The following is an 18,250-nucleotide window of genomic DNA, read 5'->3' on the forward strand; positions in this document are numbered from 1 at the left end:
CTGTGGCGCGCAGGAGAGGACATGGGATCCCGACGTGGAGAGGGCTGCTCGGTCGGCGGAGCCTGACCGGAAGGTGTGAGGGGGGTGCTGCGGGATTGAGGCGACGGGCCGTCTGGGCTGAGTCGTCCGATGGAGCAGGCGGCCCTACGACGAGGCGGGGAGTTCAGAGGCCGGAAGAAGTATTGATCCCTGCCCGCCTGGCAGCCGCTCGACCGATGTCGTCCAGCTGAGCGAGCATCTCGGCGGGCGGCCTCGTGACGTCGATCCGCACCGTCCGAACCACGACACCGGAGCCTTTCACCGTCGCTGTCCGATCACTCGGGTCTCCGGCGCTCGAGACGTAGACGAGCGTCCCTTCAGCCAGCCCTAGCACTGTGCAGTAGGCCAGCATCTGGTAGAGGTCCTCGACCCTCGGTGGCCCGAGTTTGTACTTGGCATCGATGACGACCACTGGTCGGCCGCCGGCGACGTGGACGAAGTCGGGTCGGATCGGCTGGCGTCGTTCGAGATCGAGATGAGCGGGGAACTGACCGATACTGACGCCCCGCGAGACCCCTGAGAGAGCGCTGCTCAGAGTCGTGGTCACGAATGCCTCGAACGCCTCCGCCATATTGACGACGAAGGAGGCGACGGTGTGGCCGCCGTTCGTCGTGGTGGGCGTGATGCGTGCGAGCACGAGTTCGGCGAAGCGCAGGGCGGGCTGATAGCGCTGGTTCAGCCGCGACGGCTGCCACGACGGTGTCATCGTCCCTGGCCGCAGGAGGGCTGCCTCCGACAGTCTCGAGTCGAGGTGCGCCAGGCGCCGCCGGACGTCCGGCGACACGCGGGGCACGGCGAGCAGCAGCCGGCCGGCCGCACGCAGGATCCGGTTCTCGACGATGTCGGCCGAGTAGTCGTCGACCGTCAGCTCGATCGGGAGGAGTCGTCCGCCGCGGCGCGACATCTGGTCGGAGAACCGGACCCGCCCGCGCACCGTCATGGCGCTCTCGTCGTACCGTCGGTACCCCTGCAGGAGGCCGTGCCCGAGTGCACGTTCCGCGATGCGCGCGTACGTCTCGGCGACCGCGGGGAAGATCTCCCGGCCGTCGCCGGAGACCTCTTCCGGTCGGAAGCCCGGGTCCGCCGCGTACCCCAGCATGAAGAGCACCGAGGAGAAGGCGGCCTTCGGACGGACGACGACCTCGTCGCCATCGATCCGAATCGCCCCGATCCTGTTGAGCTGAGGCTTCACCTCGGCGCCTGACGCTGTCATGCGGGATTCGAGCAGCCCTGCGCTGCATACGCGACCGATGACCTCAGGGTCGAACGAGACCGCCGTCCAGCCGCCGTTCTCGTCGAACTCGACGCGGGTCATCGGGCCGGAGCGTCGTCGACCGCTTCGTCCGGATCCGCGACAGCACCGGGCTCGAGAGCGCTGAGACCGAACGTCGCCCGGACCTCCGCGCGAGACAAGCGTCCGTAGTAGTGCTCGTCGAGCAGCGGAAGGATGTCGTACTCCCAGATCCTCGCCAATCCGGAGTCCGTGCGGGCAGAAGCGCCCATGAGGTAGGACGGGCCGATCTGGAAATCGCGGTCGAGGTCGCCGATCCGCTCGTTGAGCTGCCTCAGCAGAGCACTTCGGCTGATCTCATGGTGCTGCGCCTTCGACCATCGCTCGATCAGGCCGAGTACCGGCTCCTCTGCGGGGTGCAGCTCGACGAACGAGAACCGCCTCCTGATCGCCGCGTCCACCAGGGAGATCGAGCGGTCTGCCGTGTTCATCGTTCCGATGACGAAGAGATTCTCGGGCAGACGGAAGTCCTCCTCCGGCGAGTACTGCAGTGAGACCCCGGCGTCGCGGTATTCGAGGAGCAGGTAGAGCTCGCCGAACACCTTCGCGATGTTCGCCCGGTTGATCTCGTCGATGATCAGCACATGCGGCACTGTCGGGTTCGCCGCCGCCGCAGCAGCGAGAAGACGTACCGGCCCCGGTGCGAGTCGGAAACTCGCGGACCCCTTCTCATCGACCGTCGGCCGGAACCCCTCGAAGAAGTCCTCATAGGAGTAGGAGGGGTGGAACTGGACGATGCGGACCGCGCCCTTCGGCGCGATGAAGTCGGCGAGAGCACGGGCGAGATAGGTCTTGCCCGTTCCGGGAGGCCCGAAGAAGATCGCTTGGCGACGCTCCTCGAGGAGACCCAGCACCTCGTTCAGCCACAGTGAGTCGTAATGCAGGCGACCCGCGAGTTCGGGCGTGCTGCGGGGGAGGCGGAGGGGGCCGGACAGCGGAGGTGCGGGCGTCGGTGCGATCGGCGGCGATATCAGGAAGCCGACGTCGGTGATCGGAGCGCTGCCGGACAGGACGTCGAGGACGGCGTTCGGTATCTCCGACCTCGAGACCGGCGTTCGCCAGTCGACGCCGCGTCGTCCTCGGGAATCGAGTTCTCCGATGACGCCCCAGTGCACGTCGTCGGAGCCGTCGACGAAGACCTGGTCGCCGGCCGCCATCGTCACGAGGAACTGCGCAGCCGAATCCACCTCGGTGAGGAGATCGGTGATGAGCGGTCGCGGACCGGCCCCGGACGTCGGCCAGTCTCTCCATGAACGGAGCGCTTCGTCGCGGATGCCGCTTCGACCGCCATCCGGCGGGAGCGTGACGTGGAGGCCTGGGAGGGCGAGTGGCGCGCCGGGAGCGGCCGAGGGTACGGCCCAGCCGCGATGCTCGGTCTGCGGTGCCGCAAGCCACCATTCCGCGTCCCACGGTGGCGAGTACCAGGCGATGTCGAGCTCGCCGCTCGGGTCGAGGCTGTCCCGCAGAGCGAGCAGATCGCGGTCGACGTCGTCCGTCACCGTCGGGAGCGCTCCCGCGAAGGCGTCGCGGATCGCGTGCTTCTGCGCGACGGAGACGATTGCTTCGAAGCAGCTCGGCCAGGCCAGAGCGAGCAGAGAGCTCCGGATCGGTGGAGCATCACCCTGTACGTCGAGCGTGCGGTCGCGGAAGAGCCAGGGATCGCCGAGCGCGGCTTCGCGATGATCGGACGCGAGGGCGTCCCACTGCCGGACGAAATCGCACAACCAGAGGAGATGCTGTGCGATCTGCTGGTTGAACCCCTGACCGCCGTTGAAGACGCCGCGAGTGTCGAGGGCGTCGACGATCACATCAGGGACCCGGGGGCGATCGGGCAGCACGTCGAGGATCTCCTGCAGAAGAGCGAGCTTCGTCTGCGCCCGGATGTTGATGAGGGGGAGGCGCTGCAGGAAGCAGAGCTCAGCGGCGAGCAGGACGACCGCCCTCGGCTGATCAGTCATCTGCTCGGCGATCCGCTCACGGAAAGTGCCGGTCGACCCGGGTGTCTCGATCGCTCGCCGGAGTGCCGCCGCAGTATCAGCGGTCCAGGTCACCGTCCGGCCGTCGAACGCGGAGGCCTGGCGTCGGAGACCACCGTCGAGGACGACCCGGGCGGCCTGCGCGATCGCCGTCCGCTCCGCCCGGCCCGTCCGTCCGGACGTCTCCGGTTGCTCCGCTGGAACGCCGGGGTCGGTCGTTCCTCTTATGGCCGCGCAGTCCGAGCACCATCCCGGTCGCGTCAGCGTCCTGAGATCGACATCCGGCGCAGCACCCCAGGCCTTCAGCACTTCGTCCTGAGCCCAGATGCGGATCGGAGTCGTCACGCCGTGAGCACATCCTGGGAGATGCAGCTTGCCCGAGGACGCTTCCTCGTAACCGTGCTCGGATGCGGCGAGCCCCCACTCGACGCCGTCGAAGGACCGCGTGGAACCGGAGATGCGCCCTCGAGCTCCCGGAGCAGTGCTGAGCACCAGGAATCCGAGCCCTGTGAGGACCCGCTGTGCCTGGCCGGAGGTGAACTCGCTCCTCTGCAGACCGGTGGCCTCGGAGATCACCTGTTTCACGGGGAAGCGGCTGCCGCTCACCTCGACGGAGTACGTGCTCACCTCGGCCGGCGCGGTACGGGCGAGGGTGCTCTCGACTTGTTCCCGTGTGAGTTCGTAGGTGGCGCCGTTGATCGTGAACTGCACTTCGTCCCCTTCGTCGTTCCGGTGAGTCTGTCGGACGGTACCGACTTTCACCGCATCGGCTCCCTTTTCGCGCCGGGAGAAGAGGGGGTGTCACTGACCGTCTTCGAGTCCGTCTGCTCCGGTCTTGGTACGGGGGAGAGTCCGACGCGATGAGCGCGGAGAATCCAACGGGACGGCGACCGATCGAGAAGGAAGCGACAGCCCTTCCGCAGCGAACCGGACCTCGACCGGTATGGCACGATCAACCCATGCCCGGCTCACTGCACGCCTATGTCGTCGAAGGAACCCGTCTCCGAGTGGATGTGGTCTCGGATCAGGGGGCGACTCTCTCCCTTGCGGGGGAATTCACCGATCTCGAGCCGGTGACGGAGAGCGGTGGCGTTCTCGAGAGCAATCCTGCACTGCGCAGCAACATGTGGGCGTACGCCAAGACCTGGTACCGCGCCCGGATGACGTCCAATGCCGAGGCTCTCGCGCATTCGGATCCGGCCGAGCAGAAGGCAGCTCTCCAGCAGGTGGAGCAGGAGCGGCGGACCGCACAGAAAGTGGCCGAGACGTACGCGAAGACGGCGCAGTGGATCGCGGACGTCGCAGACGACGTCTCGCTGCTGGACGTCCAGCACGGATGGTGCTCGTCGTGCTTCTTCAACACCGAGCACCGGAAGTCGAACCGTCCCGCGGGGCAGCTTCCCGTCTACGTCTGCCAGGGCTGCGGATCCGCGACGCTCCCGTGCGTGGCTGTGGGCTGCGGCAACATGGCGGTGCGCGAGCGCGGCGCTCTGCGCGTCCCCCAGTTCTGCGCCGAGCACAAGCACGAGATCCCGGGCTTCGAGAAGGCCCAGGGGACCTTCGGCGAGCTGCACGACTACGAGGCCTTCCTCGAATACGAGAAGCCCGACCTCGACGCGACCTCGAAGATCATCGTGGGCGGCATCGCTGTCCTCGCGATGGCGGCGCCGGTCGCTCTCCTCGCCGCTCCCGCCATCGGCGGGGCGATCGGCTCGCTCGGCGTCTTCGGCGGATTCACCGGCGCAGCGGCGAGCTCACACGGACTCGCGCTGCTCGGCGGCGGCACCCTCGCAGCGGGCGGGCTCGGCATGGCCGGCGGCACGGCGGTCGTGACGGCCGTCGGAGCGGCGGTGGGAGGTGTCCTCGGGGCATCGGTCGCGAACGCCTACCTGAGCGAGGACAAGTCGTTCCAGATCGAGCTGCTCCGTCCGGGAACGGGCGGCGTCCCCGTGGTCGTCGCTAACGGGTTCCTCACCGACGGTGAGGGAGAGCGGTGGGGCAAGTGGAAGTCGATCGTCGACTCCCGCTACCCGGACTCGCCCGTCTACCGCGTCCGATGGGGGTCGAAGGAGTTGCGGGATCTGACGGATCTCGCCCTGGGCGCAGCAGGCAAGGGCGTCGCCATGGGGCTGCTCAGAGGAGCGGCGGCGCTCGGGCACAAGGCGGGGGCGAAGCTTCTCGGAGGCGTCGCCGGGCCGGCGATGATCGCCTCGGACCTCGCGAGGAACCCCTGGCACGTCGCGAAGAACCGCGCCGACAAGACGGGCGTGATCATCGGTGATCTGCTCGCACGCACGAACGCGGAGTCATACGTGCTCATCGGTCACAGTCTGGGAGCGAGGGCGATGGTCGTCGCCGCGCAGTCCATGGGCACGAAGCCCGGAGGGCCGCGGATCCAGGCCGCACATCTCCTCGGCACCGCGATCGGAGCGAAGAGCAACTGGGACTCGTTGACCGCCTCGGTCGACGAAGCGGTCTACGGCTACCACTCCCGCAACGACGCGATCCTCAAGTTCGTCTACCGGACGGCTCAGGCCGGTGAGACGGCAGCTGGTCTGGTGGGCTTCATCCCCGCGTCCAGCAAGCTGCAGAACATCGACGTCTCGGATCGTGTCCAGACGCACTTCGAGTATCAGGACAACGTCGAGCTCCACCACGCCGTCTGAGCGGTGCCGGGCGGGAGGTCGGTGACCTCTCGCCCGCGATCAGTCGATCCGCTGGTCCTTCGTCCATCCGCGCAGGACTCGCCGACGACCGCCGGCTCGGCCGTTCGGCCCTCGAGCGACGAGCGCTGTCCGAGCTAGCGCCCGTCCCCACCCAGCCGCTCACTCATCCCCGCGACCTCCTGCCACGCCCCGGTCGCCCGTTCCTCCGCCGTCGCCTCCCGCAGCAGCGCGGTGAGCCGCTCCCGCAGCCGCAGCTCCGCCTCGGTCATCGCGCTCTCGTGCCCCCGCGCGAGGAGGTACGAGTGGGCGTCCGTCGCGAAGGCGGCGAGGGCGTCGAGGAAGATCTCGAGGACGCGGGCGGCCTCGCCGACGCGGGACGGATCGCGGGGCACCGGCAGCATCGGCACGAGCCGCAGCCTCCCCTGCCAGAGGCGCTCGTCGAGCGGATCGGCGAAGAGGGTGAGGGCGGTCGCGAGCGTTCCCGAGGCGGAGGAGGGGAACGCGCGGCGGACGTCATGGACGATCTCGTGGAAGTGGTCGTCGGTGAGGCCGAAGCCGACGAAGAGCAGGTGCCGGGTCGCGAGGGTGGCCTTCACGATCGAGGAGAGGGCGCGGCGGGAGGAGTCGAAGCCGAGGTAGTCGTCGCGGGTGAGGACGATCGAGGACGGATCGTCGACGGTGCCGTGGAGCTTGAGCAGCCAGCGCTCGTGGTCGCCCTCGTGGTCGCCGGGGATGACGGCGCGGGGGACGCCCGCGTCCTCGGACGCCGTCTCGAAGAGGCGGTCGTAGTTGAGCGTGATGGCCTGCTCGGAGTCGATCGCGGTGAGGAGCGCCGGAGCGAGACCGTACCGCTCGAGGGATCCGATCTCACGGGCGACGGCCTCGGCGAACCGTCCGGGCTGCTCCTCGTCGAAGAGCGTCGCGAGGTAGGACGCCTGGTCGAGCACGTTCTTCCCGCTGAGGACCGCGGACGTCTCGGAGTCGAGCCCGATCTCGCGGCCGAGCTCCTCGAGCAGTCCGTCCCAGGAGGGGCCGCCGGCGCTGACGCTGGTCCCGGCGCCGAGGAAGGGCACGAGCCGGCGGCGCCGGGCGCGCTCGGCGAGGCTCTGCGCCTCCTCGAGGGCCGGAGCCTCCAGCTCGGGCCAGGACGTCGCGGGATCGAGTCGCCGCCTGGACTGGGCGAAGGCGTGGACGTCGGCGCGGAGGGTGACGATCGCGATGTCGACCTGGAACGCCTCGGCGGCCTCCCGCAGCACGCGGAGCTGCTGGGCGAGCACGGCGTCGCGGAGGGTCCCTGATCCTCCTCCCGCCGTCGCGAAGAGCGGCACGGCCAGGAGCGGCAGCGGCCGCCTCGTGCGCCGATCTCTCGTCGCCGTCCGCGCGGCGACCTCGACGAACGCCCGGAGGCGGCGGGCGATGTCGGCGAGTCCTTCGCTGTCCTCGGCGTCGTGCACGGCGCGATCGGGGACGGCGGTGAGGACGGGAGTGGGCTCGCCGTTGCGCGGCGCGAGCGGCAGTGCCGCCTGTCGGCCGTCCGAGAACTCCGGAGTCAGCGCGGCGCGTGCGCGATCCTCCAGCTGCGGCACCCCGCGCCAGAAGTCCGTGAACGAGAGGAAGCGGTCCGTCGGCAGGAGCCACGCGTCGCAGGCGAAGTGGAGGAGGCTCCCGCGGGTGACGAAGAGATGAGGTCGAGGCACGGCCTCTTCCTATCAGCATCGCTCAGTCGCCCGGGAGGGCTCGTTCTCCGCGTCGAGAACGAGCCCTCCCGGGCGACTCGGTGCAGACGGCCGGGAGTCACGCGAGCATCCGATGCCGATGTGACGCCGACGTCAGCGCCCCAGCACTCCCGCGTACACCGCGAGGTACTCGTCGACCATCCGATCCACCGCGAAGCGGCGGCGCGCTGTCTCCCGGACGGACGCGCGGTCGAGGAGCCCGACCCGCTCGACCGCGGCGACCGCCTCCGACAGGGAGCCCACCGCGTACCCGGTGACGCCCTCGTCGATGATCTCGGCCATGGATCCGCGGCGGTACGCGATCACCGGCGTCCCGCACGCCATCGCCTCGACGACGGAGAGGCCGAACGGCTCGTCGAAGCCGATCGGATGCAGGAGCGCGAGCGCCCCGCCGAGCACGAGGGCCCGCTCCTCCGGCCCGACCGAGCCGCGGTAGACGACGCGCGTCCCGTCGACGAGCGGCTCGACCTCCTCGCGCCAGTAGCGCTCGTCCTGCACGATGCCGCAGATGAGGAGGCGGCGCCTGGCCGCGGCGGCGATCCGGATCGCCTCCGCCGTGCCCTTGTCGGGGTGGATCCGGCCGAGGACCACGAGGTCCTCTCCTCCGGATCCGGCGGGGAAGCCGTCCACGTCGATCCCGTGGTGCACCGTCGCCGCGTAGTCGAGCTCGGGGGAGCGGTCGCTGTCCGAGATCGACACCAGGTGCGCGGTGCGCGGATGCCGCAGCGCCTCGCGGTAGGCGGGCAGGATCTCGGGCCCCGAGAAGCCGTGCACCGTCGTCACCAGGAATACGGCCGCGGCGGCGTCGACGTCGACGCGGCGGCGGATCAGGAGGCCGGCGCCGCGAGTGGCGTCCTCGAGGCCGTGCCCGGCGGGGAGGACCTACTCGAGGAGGAAGGCGCGCCCGTTGATCAGCAGCGTGTCGCCGTCGGTCGCGGCGAGAACGCCGAACTCGTCGACGGAGCGGGTGGAGTCCCCGGCGGTGTCCGAGGTCGCGGCGACAGCGGGAGTGGCTGCGGCGGCGGTGAGGAGGAGCCCGCAGGCGAGTGCGGTGATCACGGTCGTGCGGTTCATCGGCGTCGTCCTTGGCGTCGTGGTGGGCCGCTTCTCGTGGAGGCGGCGGGAACTGGTTCCGAGCCTAGGGCGCTGAGCCCGTCAACGCCCTGGGTCGTTCCTTGGGTTCAGCTATGAAGTACCGTGCAGCCATGCCCTGGGGACGCCTCTACTTCGCCGTGCAGGCCCTCGGCGGCGCGGCCTGGTGGGTCGCCGTGGCGCTCGTCCCCGCGGTGCGGATCGCGACGCTCGGCAGCCTCGATCCCGTCCCTGTCGCGGCTCTCGACCTCCCGCTGTTCGTCGGCGCCTCCGCTCTCGCCGCCGCCGGGATCCGCTGGGCGGCCGTCACCGCGACGGCCTGGACGCTCCTCGTCGCGGTCGCCCTGGCCGTCTGGGCCACCCTGACGGGGGAGGCGGGCTGGGGCGTCGTCGCGATGATCGCCGCGGCGGGCGGCTCCGTCGTCGCGGCGTGCCTGCTCCTGCTCGGCCGGGTGCCCACGCGCTGGATCGCCTCCGGTCCCTTCACCTTCCGGGTCGCGACCGCGGGCCGCCGACCCGGATCGCACCTCGCCGCGACCCTCGGGCAGATCGCGGTGTTCTGGGGTGGCGCGCTGGTCGTCGTCCCGCTGGTGATCGCCGCGCTGGAGGAGCGCTGGGGCGTGGGCCTCGGAGCGGCGCCGCCCGCGGTCGTCGGCGTCGGCGTCCTGCTGCTGGTCGCGGCGAGCGCGCTCGGGATCTGGTCGGGGCTCACGATGTCGCTCCTCGGCGACGGCACGCCGCTGCCGATCGCGATGACCAATCGGCTGGTGATCGCCGGCCCCTACCGCTGGGTCCGCAACCCGATGGCGGTCGCCGGCATCGTGCAGGGAGCGGCGGTCGGGCTGCTGCTCTCGTCGTGGCTGGTCGTGCTGTACGCGCTCCTCGGCGCCGTCGGCTGGAACCAGGCCGTGCGCCCGCTGGAGGAGGCGGATCTCGCCGCCCGCTTCGGCGCCGACTTCGAGCGCTACCGCTCGCGCGTCCGCTGCTGGGTGCCCCGCCGCCCGGAGCCGCTGCCGCGCCGGGGGTAGCCGCTGCCGCGACGCGGTCGTCGAGGCGTCCCGCTCCCGCCGGGACGCCGCCGCCAGGCCGGCGTCTCGCCGACGAGGGCGGTGTCTCGAGGTGACGGACGCGCCTCTCGCGACGGCTCCGCGCCTCGCCCGCCGACCCCGTCACTCCGCGGTGCGCCCGCGCCCCACCACCGCGGCGACCAGCCCCGCCGACACCGCGGCCAGCGCGACCAGCACCCCGCCCACGCCGAGCAGTCCCGCCACGAGCGGAGTCGCGAGCGCCAGCGCGACACCGGGGAGCGTCAGGCGCGCGGGCATCGGCTGGTGCTCGCCGAGCGGCGCGTGCACCGCCCACAGGGTCAGGACGAAGACCGCGACCGGCACCGCGACGGCCGCGCCGATCACCGTGTCGGACGCCTCGAGGTGGCCCGCGGTCGCAGCGACGGCCGCCTCCAGCCCGGACCCCAGCGCCGCGAGGGCCGCGAACGCCGCGAAGTGCGCGTAGCCCCAGCGGTAGGAGAGGCCGCGCCGCCGCTCCAGCAGCTCGCCGGAGGGATGCGAGAACGACAGCCACCACAGCGCGAACACGATCACCAGCCCGCAGGCCGCGACCAGCACGAGCGAGGCGCTGACGCCCGCCTCCGTCACCGCCCGCTGCACGCCCATCACCGCCGCGAGGACGCCCTCGCCGAGCAGGATGATCGTGAACAGCCCGTACCGCTCGGCGACGTGGTGCGGATGCCAGTTCGCGTCGCCCGCCCGCTGCGCCCAGAGGGGCACGGCCAGCTCGCAGACGACCAGGAGCAGGAAGCTCACCACCCCGACCTCCTCGGGCAGGAGCAGCCGCAGCAGCCAGCAGACCTGCACGATCGAGAAGCCGACGGCGTTGCGCACGGCGGAGGTGCGGTGCTCCGGAGTGGACACGGCCACGCGGATCCACTGGCTCACCAGCGCGAACCGCATGATCGCGTAGCCGATGGTGATCGCCCGGTAATCGCCCTCCTCGAAGCCGGCCGGCACTCCCGCCGCGAGCACCAGGACGCCGGCCATCTGGGCGAGGGTCAGCAGCCGGTACGGCACATCGTCGGTGTCGTACCCGGACGCGAACCAGGTGAAGTTCATCCACGCCCACCAGATGGCGAAGAACACCATGCCGAAGGGGAGGAGCCCCTCGGCGAGGTGCCCCTCCTCGGTCGCGTGTGCGAGCTGCTGGGCGATCTGCGCGATCGCGACGACGAAGGTCAGGTCGACGAGCAGCTCGAGCGGACTCGAGACGCGGTGCGCCTCGTCGATCGCGCGCGGCTGCATCCGCACGCGGAGGGGGTGCGCGGGGGAGGCGGGCATGCGCTCATCCTGCACCCGGAGGGCTTCTGCGCGAGTGCCGCGCCCGCCTCCCGCGACCCTCGGCGCCCGCCCTCGCATCGAGTGTCCAGAAGTCGTCGCACTCGAGCGCGAGTGCGACGACCATCGGACACTCGCGGTCGGCCGGACCTCGCGGGGCCGGGCTCACACTCGCCGGGTACGTCGCAGCCGCGCCCCGCGCCGGCCCGCGCAGGACCCCCGCCTACGATGGGTCGGGATGTCCCCCGAATCCGCGCTCGCCGCCCCGACCCGCGCGTCCCCGGGCGCCCGGCGGTCGCGGCGCGGGCCGCTCCTCGGGCTCGCCCTGGTCGCCGTCCTCGTGGCGACGCGCCTGCTCGCCCCGGACGCGGCGGGCGACGCCCTCTCGGACGCGATGCGCGACTTCCTCACCCTCTCGATCAGCGTCGTCATCGAGTCGCTGCCGTTCGTGTTCCTCGGCATCGTCCTCTCGATCGCGGTGCAGCTGTGGGTGCCCGAGGCCGTGCTGCTGAGGATCCTGCCCAAGCGGGCGCTCCCGCGGCGGCTCGTGATCTCGCTGCTCGGCGTGCTCCTCCCGGTCTGCGAGTGCGGCAACGTGCCGCTCGCGCGCGGGCTGATCGTCAAGGGCCTCTCGGTGTCGGAGTCGATGACGTTCCTGCTCGCCGCGCCGATCGTGAATCCGATCACCATCGTCACGACCTACCAGGCCTTCGGCTGGGCCGACGGGATCCTCGTCTGGCGCATCGTCGGCGGCTTCGCGATCGCGAACCTCGTCGGCTGGATCTTCAGCCGCCACTCCGAGCCGATGAGCCTGCTCACCGACCGCTTCCGCGCTGCCTGCGAGGCGGGCGAGCGGCCCTCCCGCTCCCTCCGCGACCGCTCCCGGCGCAGCGTGCTGCTGTTCGCCGAGGAGACCGGGGCGATGATGCCGGCGCTGTTCGTCGGCGCCGCCATCGCGGGGCTGATCCAGGTCGGCGTCTCGCGCGACGTGCTGACCACGCTCGGCGGCGACCCGCTCTGGTCGGTGCTGGCGCTGATGGTGCTCGCCTTCGTCATCTCGATCTGCTCGAACGTCGACGCGTTCTTCGTGCTCTCGTTCGGCTCCACGTTCCTGCCGGGAGGCATCATCGCGTTCCTCGTCTTCGGTCCGATGATCGACGTCAAGATGCTCGCGCTGCTGCGCACCACGTTCTCGGCCGCGACGCTGGTGCGCGTCACCGTGCTGGTCGCCCTCGCCGCCGCCGCGCTGGGACTGGCGGTGAACTATGCGCTCTGAGCGCCTCCTCGCCCGCTGGAAGGGCGTCGTCCTCAGCCTGATCGGCGTCGTCTCGACTTTGTGGCTCGCGGCGACCGGCCGACTCGGCCTCTACATCCACCCCCGCTACTTCGAGTTCTCGGTGGTGCTCGCGGTGATCGCAGGAGTGCTGCTGATCGCGGCGTTCGCGGTCGTGCCGGGCGCCGAGGAGGACGCCCACGAGCACGAGGACGACGTCGAGCACCTCCACGCCCCCGTGCCCGCCCGCCCCTGGCGCCGGGTGGTCGCGGTCGCGGCCGGAGTCGCGGTGATCGCCTCCGCCGCCGTCGCCCTGCTCGTGCTCCCGCCGGCCGCCCTCACCGCCTCGACCGCGACGCAGCGCGAGGTCAACACCAGCGCCGTCGACGCCTCCGTGACCGCTGCGGCGCCCACCGGCGACACGGCCTCGTTCAGCGTGCGCGACTGGGCGACCCTGCTGCGTCAGGGCGCGAGCGAGCAGTTCCTCGCCGGCCGCACGGCGACGGTGAGCGGATTCGTGACCCCCGACGCCTCCGACCCCGAGAACGTCTTCTACATCGCCCGCTTCGTCGTCACCTGCTGCGCGGTGGACGCGCAGCCGGTGGGCGTGCCGGTCTACCAGGCCGGCTGGGCCGACACCTGGTCGGAGGGGCAGTGGCTGGAGGCGAGCGGCGGCTTCGGCGCGAACCCGAGCGTCACCAGCGCCGAGGCGGTCGTGCTGGAGCCGGAGGCGGTCACTCCGATCGACGAGCCGGCGATGCCGTATGTCTACTGAGCGCGGCGCGTCTCCGGAGGACGGCGCGTCTCCGGAGGACGGCGCGTCTCTCGAGCCCGGCACGTCGGCGCAGAGCGGGCGACGGGACGATGGCGGCGCTCCCGGCCTCGACTCCGCAGGCGCCTCCCGCTTCCCCCGCCTGTTCTGGGCGGTCGTCGCGGTGCTCGTCCTCGCGGTCGGAGGCCTGACCGCCGCCACCGTCGCGAAGGGGCCCCGGGTCGCCTCCCTCGAGGTCAGCACCGACGGCGTCGTCGAGCGCGACGGCTCCCGAGCCCGCCTGCACCTCGACCAGGCGCTCGAGCCCGACGCTCTCGACCGCGTCCGCGTCGCTCCGGACGCCCCGCACACCGCCGAGCTCGACGGCGGCGTGCTCACCGTCACCTTCACCGACACCCTCCGCTACGCCACCCGCTACGAGATCGGGATCGACGACGCCCGCAGCGCCGCGACCGGCTCGGCCGCCGACGTCTCCGCCTCCTTCACCACGAAGGACCCCGACCTCTTCACCCTTGATCGCACCGCCGACGACCCCTCGCAGCCCGACGCCGTCCGCGTCCGCCCGCTCTCCGGAGGCGACGCCCGGGTCCTCGTCACGGCCGACCGGATCCAGGACTACGCCGTCGTCGGCCCGGTGCTGGTCGTCGTGACCATCGAGCCGGACGACACGAACCTCCTCCGCACGGTCACGCTCGACACCGGCTCCGAGGGCGTCATTCCGCTGCCCGGCCCCGGGACCGTGCGCGAGCTGCACTCCTCGCCCGAGAAGGGCGTGCTCGGCTGGACCTTCACCGGGCAGGCGCCGTCGGGCCCGCTCGACCGCGCCCTCTACTCCTACGACCTCACCGACCAGAAGGCCGAGGCGGTCCCCGTGGTCGGGATCGACGGCGGGCCGCTGCGGGCGCGCGACTGGATGTTCGTGCCCGGCACCACCTCCGTCGTCACCCACTCGCTCGACGACACGGTGCTCCTGCTCGACCTGCTGACGCCCGGCTCGATCAGCCCGCTCGGGCAGCACGCGGAGCTGCGCGGATTCGTGCCCGGCGCGAACCGGCTCGTGGTCGCCGATCCGGAGTCGGGCTCGCTGATCGACCTGGCCGACGGCTCGGTCGAGACGCTCGCCCTCCCGCCGGCGGACGTGAGCGCGACCGCGTCGCCCGTGCAGATCCTGCTCCTCGACTCCGGGAGCTACGTCGAGCTCGAGGCCGAGTACGCGCCGGAGACGGGGGCGACCCAGTACTCCGTCGTCCGCGTCGACGCGTCCGGCACCTCGGAGGTGTTCCGCACCTCGCCGACGGGGCGCATCCGCGGCGTCTGCCTCTCGCCGAACGGGCAGTACCTCGCCGTCGAGACCGTCTCGGTCGAGGGTCGGCCGGACGACTACCCGGGCGAGCCGGGCTTCAGCGCGACCTCGACCGTGCTCGTCGACCTCGGCACCGGCGACACCGCGCGCAGCGTCAACGGGCGCTCGCGCGACTGGTGCGCGTAGGGGGCCGGCCTGACGACCGGCTCGTCCACCTGACTGATTGCTGGCGGCCCGGAAGTACCGGATCGTTCAGCAGATCATCGAGAACGACCAGCGCGCCGAGCTGAGCGTCGCGGACCGCACCGCCGCGTGGGCGCAGCTCGCGTTCGAGGGCGTGTCCGCCGCAGCGATCGCCAAGCGCACCGGCACCAAGACCGACGCGGTGAAGAAGGGGCTTGCGGTCGCGGAGTCCGCGACCGTCACGTCCGTTCTGCACGAGCACGAGCTGACCCTGGACCAGGCGGCGGTGCTGTTGGAGTTCGAGGACGACGCCGACGCCCGCGCGAACCTGATCGAGGTCGCCACCCATGACCCGGCCCGGTTCGAGCACACCGCGCAGACCCTCCGCGACGAGGCCGCGCACCAGGGGCTCCTCGCGGCGACCGCCGCCGAGTACACCGGCAACGTCTTCCAGATCCTCACCCGCTCCGACGCCTACGGCGACCAGGCGACGTGGACGCCGATCCGGCAGCTGCGCGGCGAGGACGGGAAGAGCGTCACCCCTGAGCAGGTCGCCGCCGCTCCCGGCCGCGGAGTGCTCATCGACACCAGCTGGCGCGGCGAGGTCGAGGTCACGCTCCTGGTTCAGGACCCGACCGCCGCGCCGGATTCACCTACGCCTACGGAGCCCCCGAGCAGCCGCAGACCGAGGAGGAGGCCGAGGAGGAGCATGCCGAGAAGTCCGCGGAGCGGAAGGTGCTCATCGCCAACAACAAGGCGTGGAAGGCGGCCGAGAAGGTGCGCCGCGAGTGGATCGCGACGTTCCTCGCCCGCAAGACCCTCCCCAAGGACGCGGATCGCGTCATCGCCCTGGGCCTCACCGCTCACCGGTTCGCGGTGTCGTCGGGGATGAGCAACGGCAGCGACCTCGCGCACGCGTTGCTGCGCATCGAGCGCCCCTCCGGCTACCGCGTCGACGCTCTCGCAGCGCTGGTCGAGGCGAACCCCGCGAAGGCCCGCCTGGTCGCGCTGGCCGTCGTGCTCGGAGGCCAGGAGGCGCACACGAGCAAGGAGTCCTGGCGCCGCGGCGACAAGCGCACGGCCGAGCACTTCCGCCAGCTCGCGGCCTGGGCATACGCGCTCTCCCCGGTCGAGCAGGTCGTCACCGGCGACAGCACCCCCACCGACGCCGCAGGGCTCAGCTAGCCCACCCGGCGGGGACCGGCTCGCGCCGGTCCCCGCCCCTCCTCTTCTCCCACTGCTGCACAGGAAGGCCCGACCATGACCACCACGACCACCGCACCCCGCCCCGCCCACCGCTTCGACCCGTACCAGGAGTGATCGACCTCGAAATCGGATCGCTCCGCTCCCAACTCGGCGCCCGCGGTCAGCCGAAGCACCAGCATCGCCTGCACGATCCACCTCACCCGGAAAGGGGACTTAGTTAGACCGTCTAGAAAATCTAGGCTGTGACCGCTCGATCGGCGATCCCTGGCTGCTGGTCGTTCGAGGTTGGCGCGCGTTCGGCCAACCGGCAGCGAGGGGTGCACCGACCCGAACGGTTGCACCCCTCGCTGTAATTGTGAAGCCACCAGAGCCCGTTGACGAGAGGGCCCGGAGGCGCCGAGACATTTTCGAGGGTCGATGCCGGTGAGGGTCAGGCGAAAGCGCTGCCCGCCAGCGGATGCGCGAGCAGGATCCCCGCGATGAGGACGAGTGCGGCGCTCGGCAGCACGAACTCGACGGGGCGTTTTCCGTGGCGGCTCAGCGCGGAGGGCGCCAGATGGATGAGCACGCCGACCGTGAGCAGGGCGGCGCACGTGAGAAGACCCCATCCGCCGATGAAGAGCAGACTGACTCCCGGGCCACCCGACTCGGGGATCCCGTACCAGACGGCGTCCGCGATCCAGAGTGTTGCGGCGGCGACGCCGGTTGACGCGAGAGCGACCCAGGACACAACGGAGCTAGAGCCGGTCGAGGTCGATCTCCTGGTGTCCACCTGCCGAACGCTAGGGCAGCCGACGGCGCTGGACAACGAAGCCGGAATGAACAAGAGGTGGACGTGAATCCGTCCGGCGACGGACGGCCGTGCCCCTTCAAGGAGTTGCCGGTGGACTCCCGAGCGCAGCGTCGTCGTGTCTCGTTGCCCTGCGGTCGGGGATCGAGGAGCGGGGAGGGGGAGGCGCCGGCTGGTGGACCGACAGGTCGGCTTCGCTTGCAGTTCCCGCAGCGGAGGATCGCCATGCTCACCGGCGGTGCCGACTCGCTGCCCGTGAGGGGAGCTCTCGCTGAGCTGGCGGATGAGCCGATCGGCGATCGGGTTCAGCCGGTGAGCCGGCGGACCTGTTCAGCGGAGAGCTGGCGGTCGGCGAAGAGCACGACTCGTGCGGTCGGGTCTGGGCTGTGCGCGTCCGGACCCTCCCATCTGAGCGCGAGGCCGAGTCGCTCGATGGTGCGGCGGGAGCGTGCGTTGCGTTCTGCGACGACCGCGGTGACGGGCAGCTCCGGTCGGAGGCGGTGGGCGAGTTCGATGCCGGCGAGGGCGACCTCCTGCGCGTAGCCCTTGCTCCAGTGGTCGGGGTGGAGGGTGAACGCCACATTCCAGGCTGCATCGGAGAGCAGAGTGCATCCACCCATTCCGATCAGATCACGGCTGTCGATGGGGGAGTCGCGCCGGCGGATCACCCAGCTGCTGAGTCCGTCCCGTGTCCACTGGGTCCTTCGATACGCGATCACGGCCCGGGTCTGATCGGCGGAGAGATGGAGGAGGAGCGGATCCTCTTCCGCGATCCGCGGATCGGTGTAGAGGCGGAACAGCTCGTCCAGGTCGGTCTCGGCGGGCCGGCACAGTCGGAGCCGGTCGGTGAGCACGTCGAGGTCCCGTGGGGCACAGGCCTGTCCGTCGCTCACGCTCATGGGATGAGGTTGCCATGACCCGACCGCTCGACCAGCGTTGAGTGCGCATGTGATCCGGTCGCGCGAGGTGGCCCGTACGCGGATCGGTGGCCGGAGGTCCTCAGTTGCTGACGTGAGTCAGAGTCCGCGCGTACTCGATCATCGGATGACCACCGAGCGGATGCGGCGCGGGATCCCCGTGAGGCTCGAAGCCGGACGCCTTGTAAAGCCCTTCCGCCCGATCGTTTCCGGCGCGGACGTGCAGCTTCAGGACGAGGTAGCCGAGCTGAGAGGCGGACTGGACCGCGTCGTCGAGCAGTGTCCGGCCGAGCCCGCGCCCTGTCTCGCTCGGTGCGACGGCGAGCAGTTCGAGCAGCGCACTGTGTCGGCCCGGACCATCGCCCGTGTCGACGGTGAGAGCGAACCCGAGGGGATCCGAGCCGATGACGGCGAACCGAACGAGAGGCCGGTGGAACTTCGCTCGAGCCCTCTCGGCGACCGCGTCGTCCTGACTGCATCCGTCTCGTGCTCTGAGTGCCTCCAGCCAGAGGTCGATGCAGGGCCCGCGATCGTCAGGCGAACCGGCTCGGATCTTCATGCGCTGAGGCTATCGAGGCAGCCATCGGACATGTTCCGAATCCGAGTCGCGTCCTCGTTGTGGACGCCGGCTCGCCGGCTGACGCTGGACAGCAGCTCG

The 18,250-nt window shown here is 71.0% G+C and carries 17 protein-coding genes; 6 read left to right on the forward strand and 11 right to left on the reverse strand.

All coding sequences use genetic code 11. The features are described 5' to 3' along the window. Positions 1–163: 163 nt before the first annotated feature. Both C5C44_RS13960 and C5C44_RS13965 read right to left on the reverse strand, forming a co-directional pair. Positions 164–1,354: an McrC family protein gene (locus C5C44_RS13960; protein WP_104234076.1), complete on the reverse strand. Its 1,191-nt coding sequence runs from the start codon at positions 1,352–1,354 to the stop codon at positions 164–166. Then, positions 1,351–3,288 (reverse strand): AAA family ATPase, encoded by a 1,938-nt coding sequence (locus C5C44_RS13965; protein ID WP_146078875.1) that lies wholly within the window; start codon positions 3,286–3,288, stop codon positions 1,351–1,353. The genes C5C44_RS13960 and C5C44_RS13965 overlap by 4 nt, the downstream gene beginning before the upstream one ends. Positions 3,289–4,265: 977 nt before the next feature. Between C5C44_RS13965 and C5C44_RS13970 the strand changes: the two genes are divergently transcribed. Then, positions 4,266–5,972 carry a DUF726 domain-containing protein gene (locus tag C5C44_RS13970; RefSeq protein ID WP_219827855.1) on the forward strand — a complete coding sequence of 569 codons (1,707 nt, stop codon included), beginning with the start codon at positions 4,266–4,268 and terminating at the stop codon, positions 5,970–5,972. A gap of 134 nt (positions 5,973–6,106) precedes the next feature. On the opposite strand, the gene C5C44_RS13975 is transcribed toward C5C44_RS13970, so the two are convergent. The 3 genes from C5C44_RS13975 to C5C44_RS13985 all read right to left on the reverse strand — a co-directional run bounded on the left by C5C44_RS13975 (position 6,107) and on the right by C5C44_RS13985 (position 8,782). Beyond that, positions 6,107–7,669, reverse strand: a complete 1,563-nt coding sequence (locus tag C5C44_RS13975) for an SIR2 family protein (protein ID WP_104336041.1) — start codon at positions 7,667–7,669, stop codon at positions 6,107–6,109. A gap of 132 nt (positions 7,670–7,801) precedes the next feature. After that, complete coding sequence (locus C5C44_RS13980) at positions 7,802–8,491, reverse strand: glycosyltransferase (protein WP_258066748.1); 690 nt, start codon at positions 8,489–8,491, stop codon at positions 7,802–7,804. Between the two features lie 99 nt (positions 8,492–8,590). After that, positions 8,591–8,782, reverse strand: a complete 192-nt coding sequence (locus C5C44_RS13985) for a hypothetical protein (RefSeq protein WP_104223384.1) — start codon at positions 8,780–8,782, stop codon at positions 8,591–8,593. Positions 8,783–8,913: 131 nt separating this feature from the next. Between C5C44_RS13985 and C5C44_RS13990 the strand changes: the two genes are divergently transcribed. Then, positions 8,914–9,828 (forward strand): isoprenylcysteine carboxylmethyltransferase family protein, encoded by a 915-nt coding sequence (locus C5C44_RS13990; RefSeq protein WP_104336043.1) that lies wholly within the window; start codon positions 8,914–8,916, stop codon positions 9,826–9,828. A gap of 141 nt (positions 9,829–9,969) precedes the next feature. On the opposite strand, the gene C5C44_RS13995 is transcribed toward C5C44_RS13990, so the two are convergent. Continuing rightward, positions 9,970–11,151, reverse strand: a complete 1,182-nt coding sequence (locus tag C5C44_RS13995; RefSeq protein WP_219827856.1) for a low temperature requirement protein A — start codon at positions 11,149–11,151, stop codon at positions 9,970–9,972. Between the two features lie 235 nt (positions 11,152–11,386). Between C5C44_RS13995 and C5C44_RS14000 the strand changes: the two genes are divergently transcribed. The 3 genes from C5C44_RS14000 to C5C44_RS14010 are packed head-to-tail and all read left to right on the forward strand — an operon-like array spanning position 11,387 to position 14,682. Then, the gene (locus C5C44_RS14000; protein ID WP_104336044.1) at positions 11,387–12,424 is read left to right on the forward strand and encodes a permease; all 1,038 of its coding nucleotides are present in this window, start codon (positions 11,387–11,389) and stop codon (positions 12,422–12,424) included. Then, positions 12,414–13,196, forward strand: coding sequence for a TIGR03943 family putative permease subunit (locus tag C5C44_RS14005; RefSeq protein WP_104336045.1), 783 nt, complete (start codon positions 12,414–12,416; stop codon positions 13,194–13,196). Before C5C44_RS14000 ends, C5C44_RS14005 begins: the two co-directional genes overlap by 11 nt. Beyond that, the gene (locus tag C5C44_RS14010) at positions 13,186–14,682 is read left to right on the forward strand and encodes a hypothetical protein (RefSeq protein WP_104336046.1); all 1,497 of its coding nucleotides are present in this window, start codon (positions 13,186–13,188) and stop codon (positions 14,680–14,682) included. The genes C5C44_RS14005 and C5C44_RS14010 overlap by 11 nt, the downstream gene beginning before the upstream one ends. On the opposite strand, the gene C5C44_RS14015 is transcribed toward C5C44_RS14010, so the two are convergent. Continuing rightward, the gene (locus C5C44_RS14015; RefSeq protein ID WP_146084348.1) at positions 14,651–15,082 is read right to left on the reverse strand and encodes a hypothetical protein; all 432 of its coding nucleotides are present in this window, start codon (positions 15,080–15,082) and stop codon (positions 14,651–14,653) included. The two genes, C5C44_RS14010 and C5C44_RS14015, sit on opposite strands and share 32 nt — an antisense overlap. Before the next feature lie 71 nt (positions 15,083–15,153). Next, positions 15,154–15,294, reverse strand: coding sequence for a hypothetical protein (locus tag C5C44_RS17115; protein ID WP_181132851.1), 141 nt, complete (start codon positions 15,292–15,294; stop codon positions 15,154–15,156). A 120-nt stretch (positions 15,295–15,414) separates the two neighbouring features. Here C5C44_RS17115 and C5C44_RS14020 point away from each other — a divergent pair, with 120 nt between their 5' ends. Further along, positions 15,415–15,864 (forward strand): hypothetical protein, encoded by a 450-nt coding sequence (locus C5C44_RS14020; protein WP_104336048.1) that lies wholly within the window; start codon positions 15,415–15,417, stop codon positions 15,862–15,864. Between the two features lie 451 nt (positions 15,865–16,315). Here C5C44_RS14020 and C5C44_RS14025 read toward each other — a convergent pair whose 3' ends face one another. From C5C44_RS14025 to C5C44_RS14035, 3 genes are all read right to left on the reverse strand, one after another. Next, the gene (locus tag C5C44_RS14025) at positions 16,316–16,615 is read right to left on the reverse strand and encodes a hypothetical protein (RefSeq protein ID WP_104223378.1); all 300 of its coding nucleotides are present in this window, start codon (positions 16,613–16,615) and stop codon (positions 16,316–16,318) included. A 365-nt stretch (positions 16,616–16,980) separates the two neighbouring features. Continuing rightward, the gene (locus tag C5C44_RS14030) at positions 16,981–17,574 is read right to left on the reverse strand and encodes a GNAT family N-acetyltransferase (protein WP_104234066.1); all 594 of its coding nucleotides are present in this window, start codon (positions 17,572–17,574) and stop codon (positions 16,981–16,983) included. A gap of 100 nt (positions 17,575–17,674) precedes the next feature. Next, the gene (locus C5C44_RS14035; RefSeq protein ID WP_104223376.1) at positions 17,675–18,151 is read right to left on the reverse strand and encodes a GNAT family N-acetyltransferase; all 477 of its coding nucleotides are present in this window, start codon (positions 18,149–18,151) and stop codon (positions 17,675–17,677) included. Between the last annotated feature and the right edge of the window lie 99 nt (positions 18,152–18,250).

The organism is Rathayibacter sp. AY1F6, from assembly GCF_002932035.1.
Lineage (GTDB): Bacteria > Actinomycetota > Actinomycetes > Actinomycetales > Microbacteriaceae > Rathayibacter.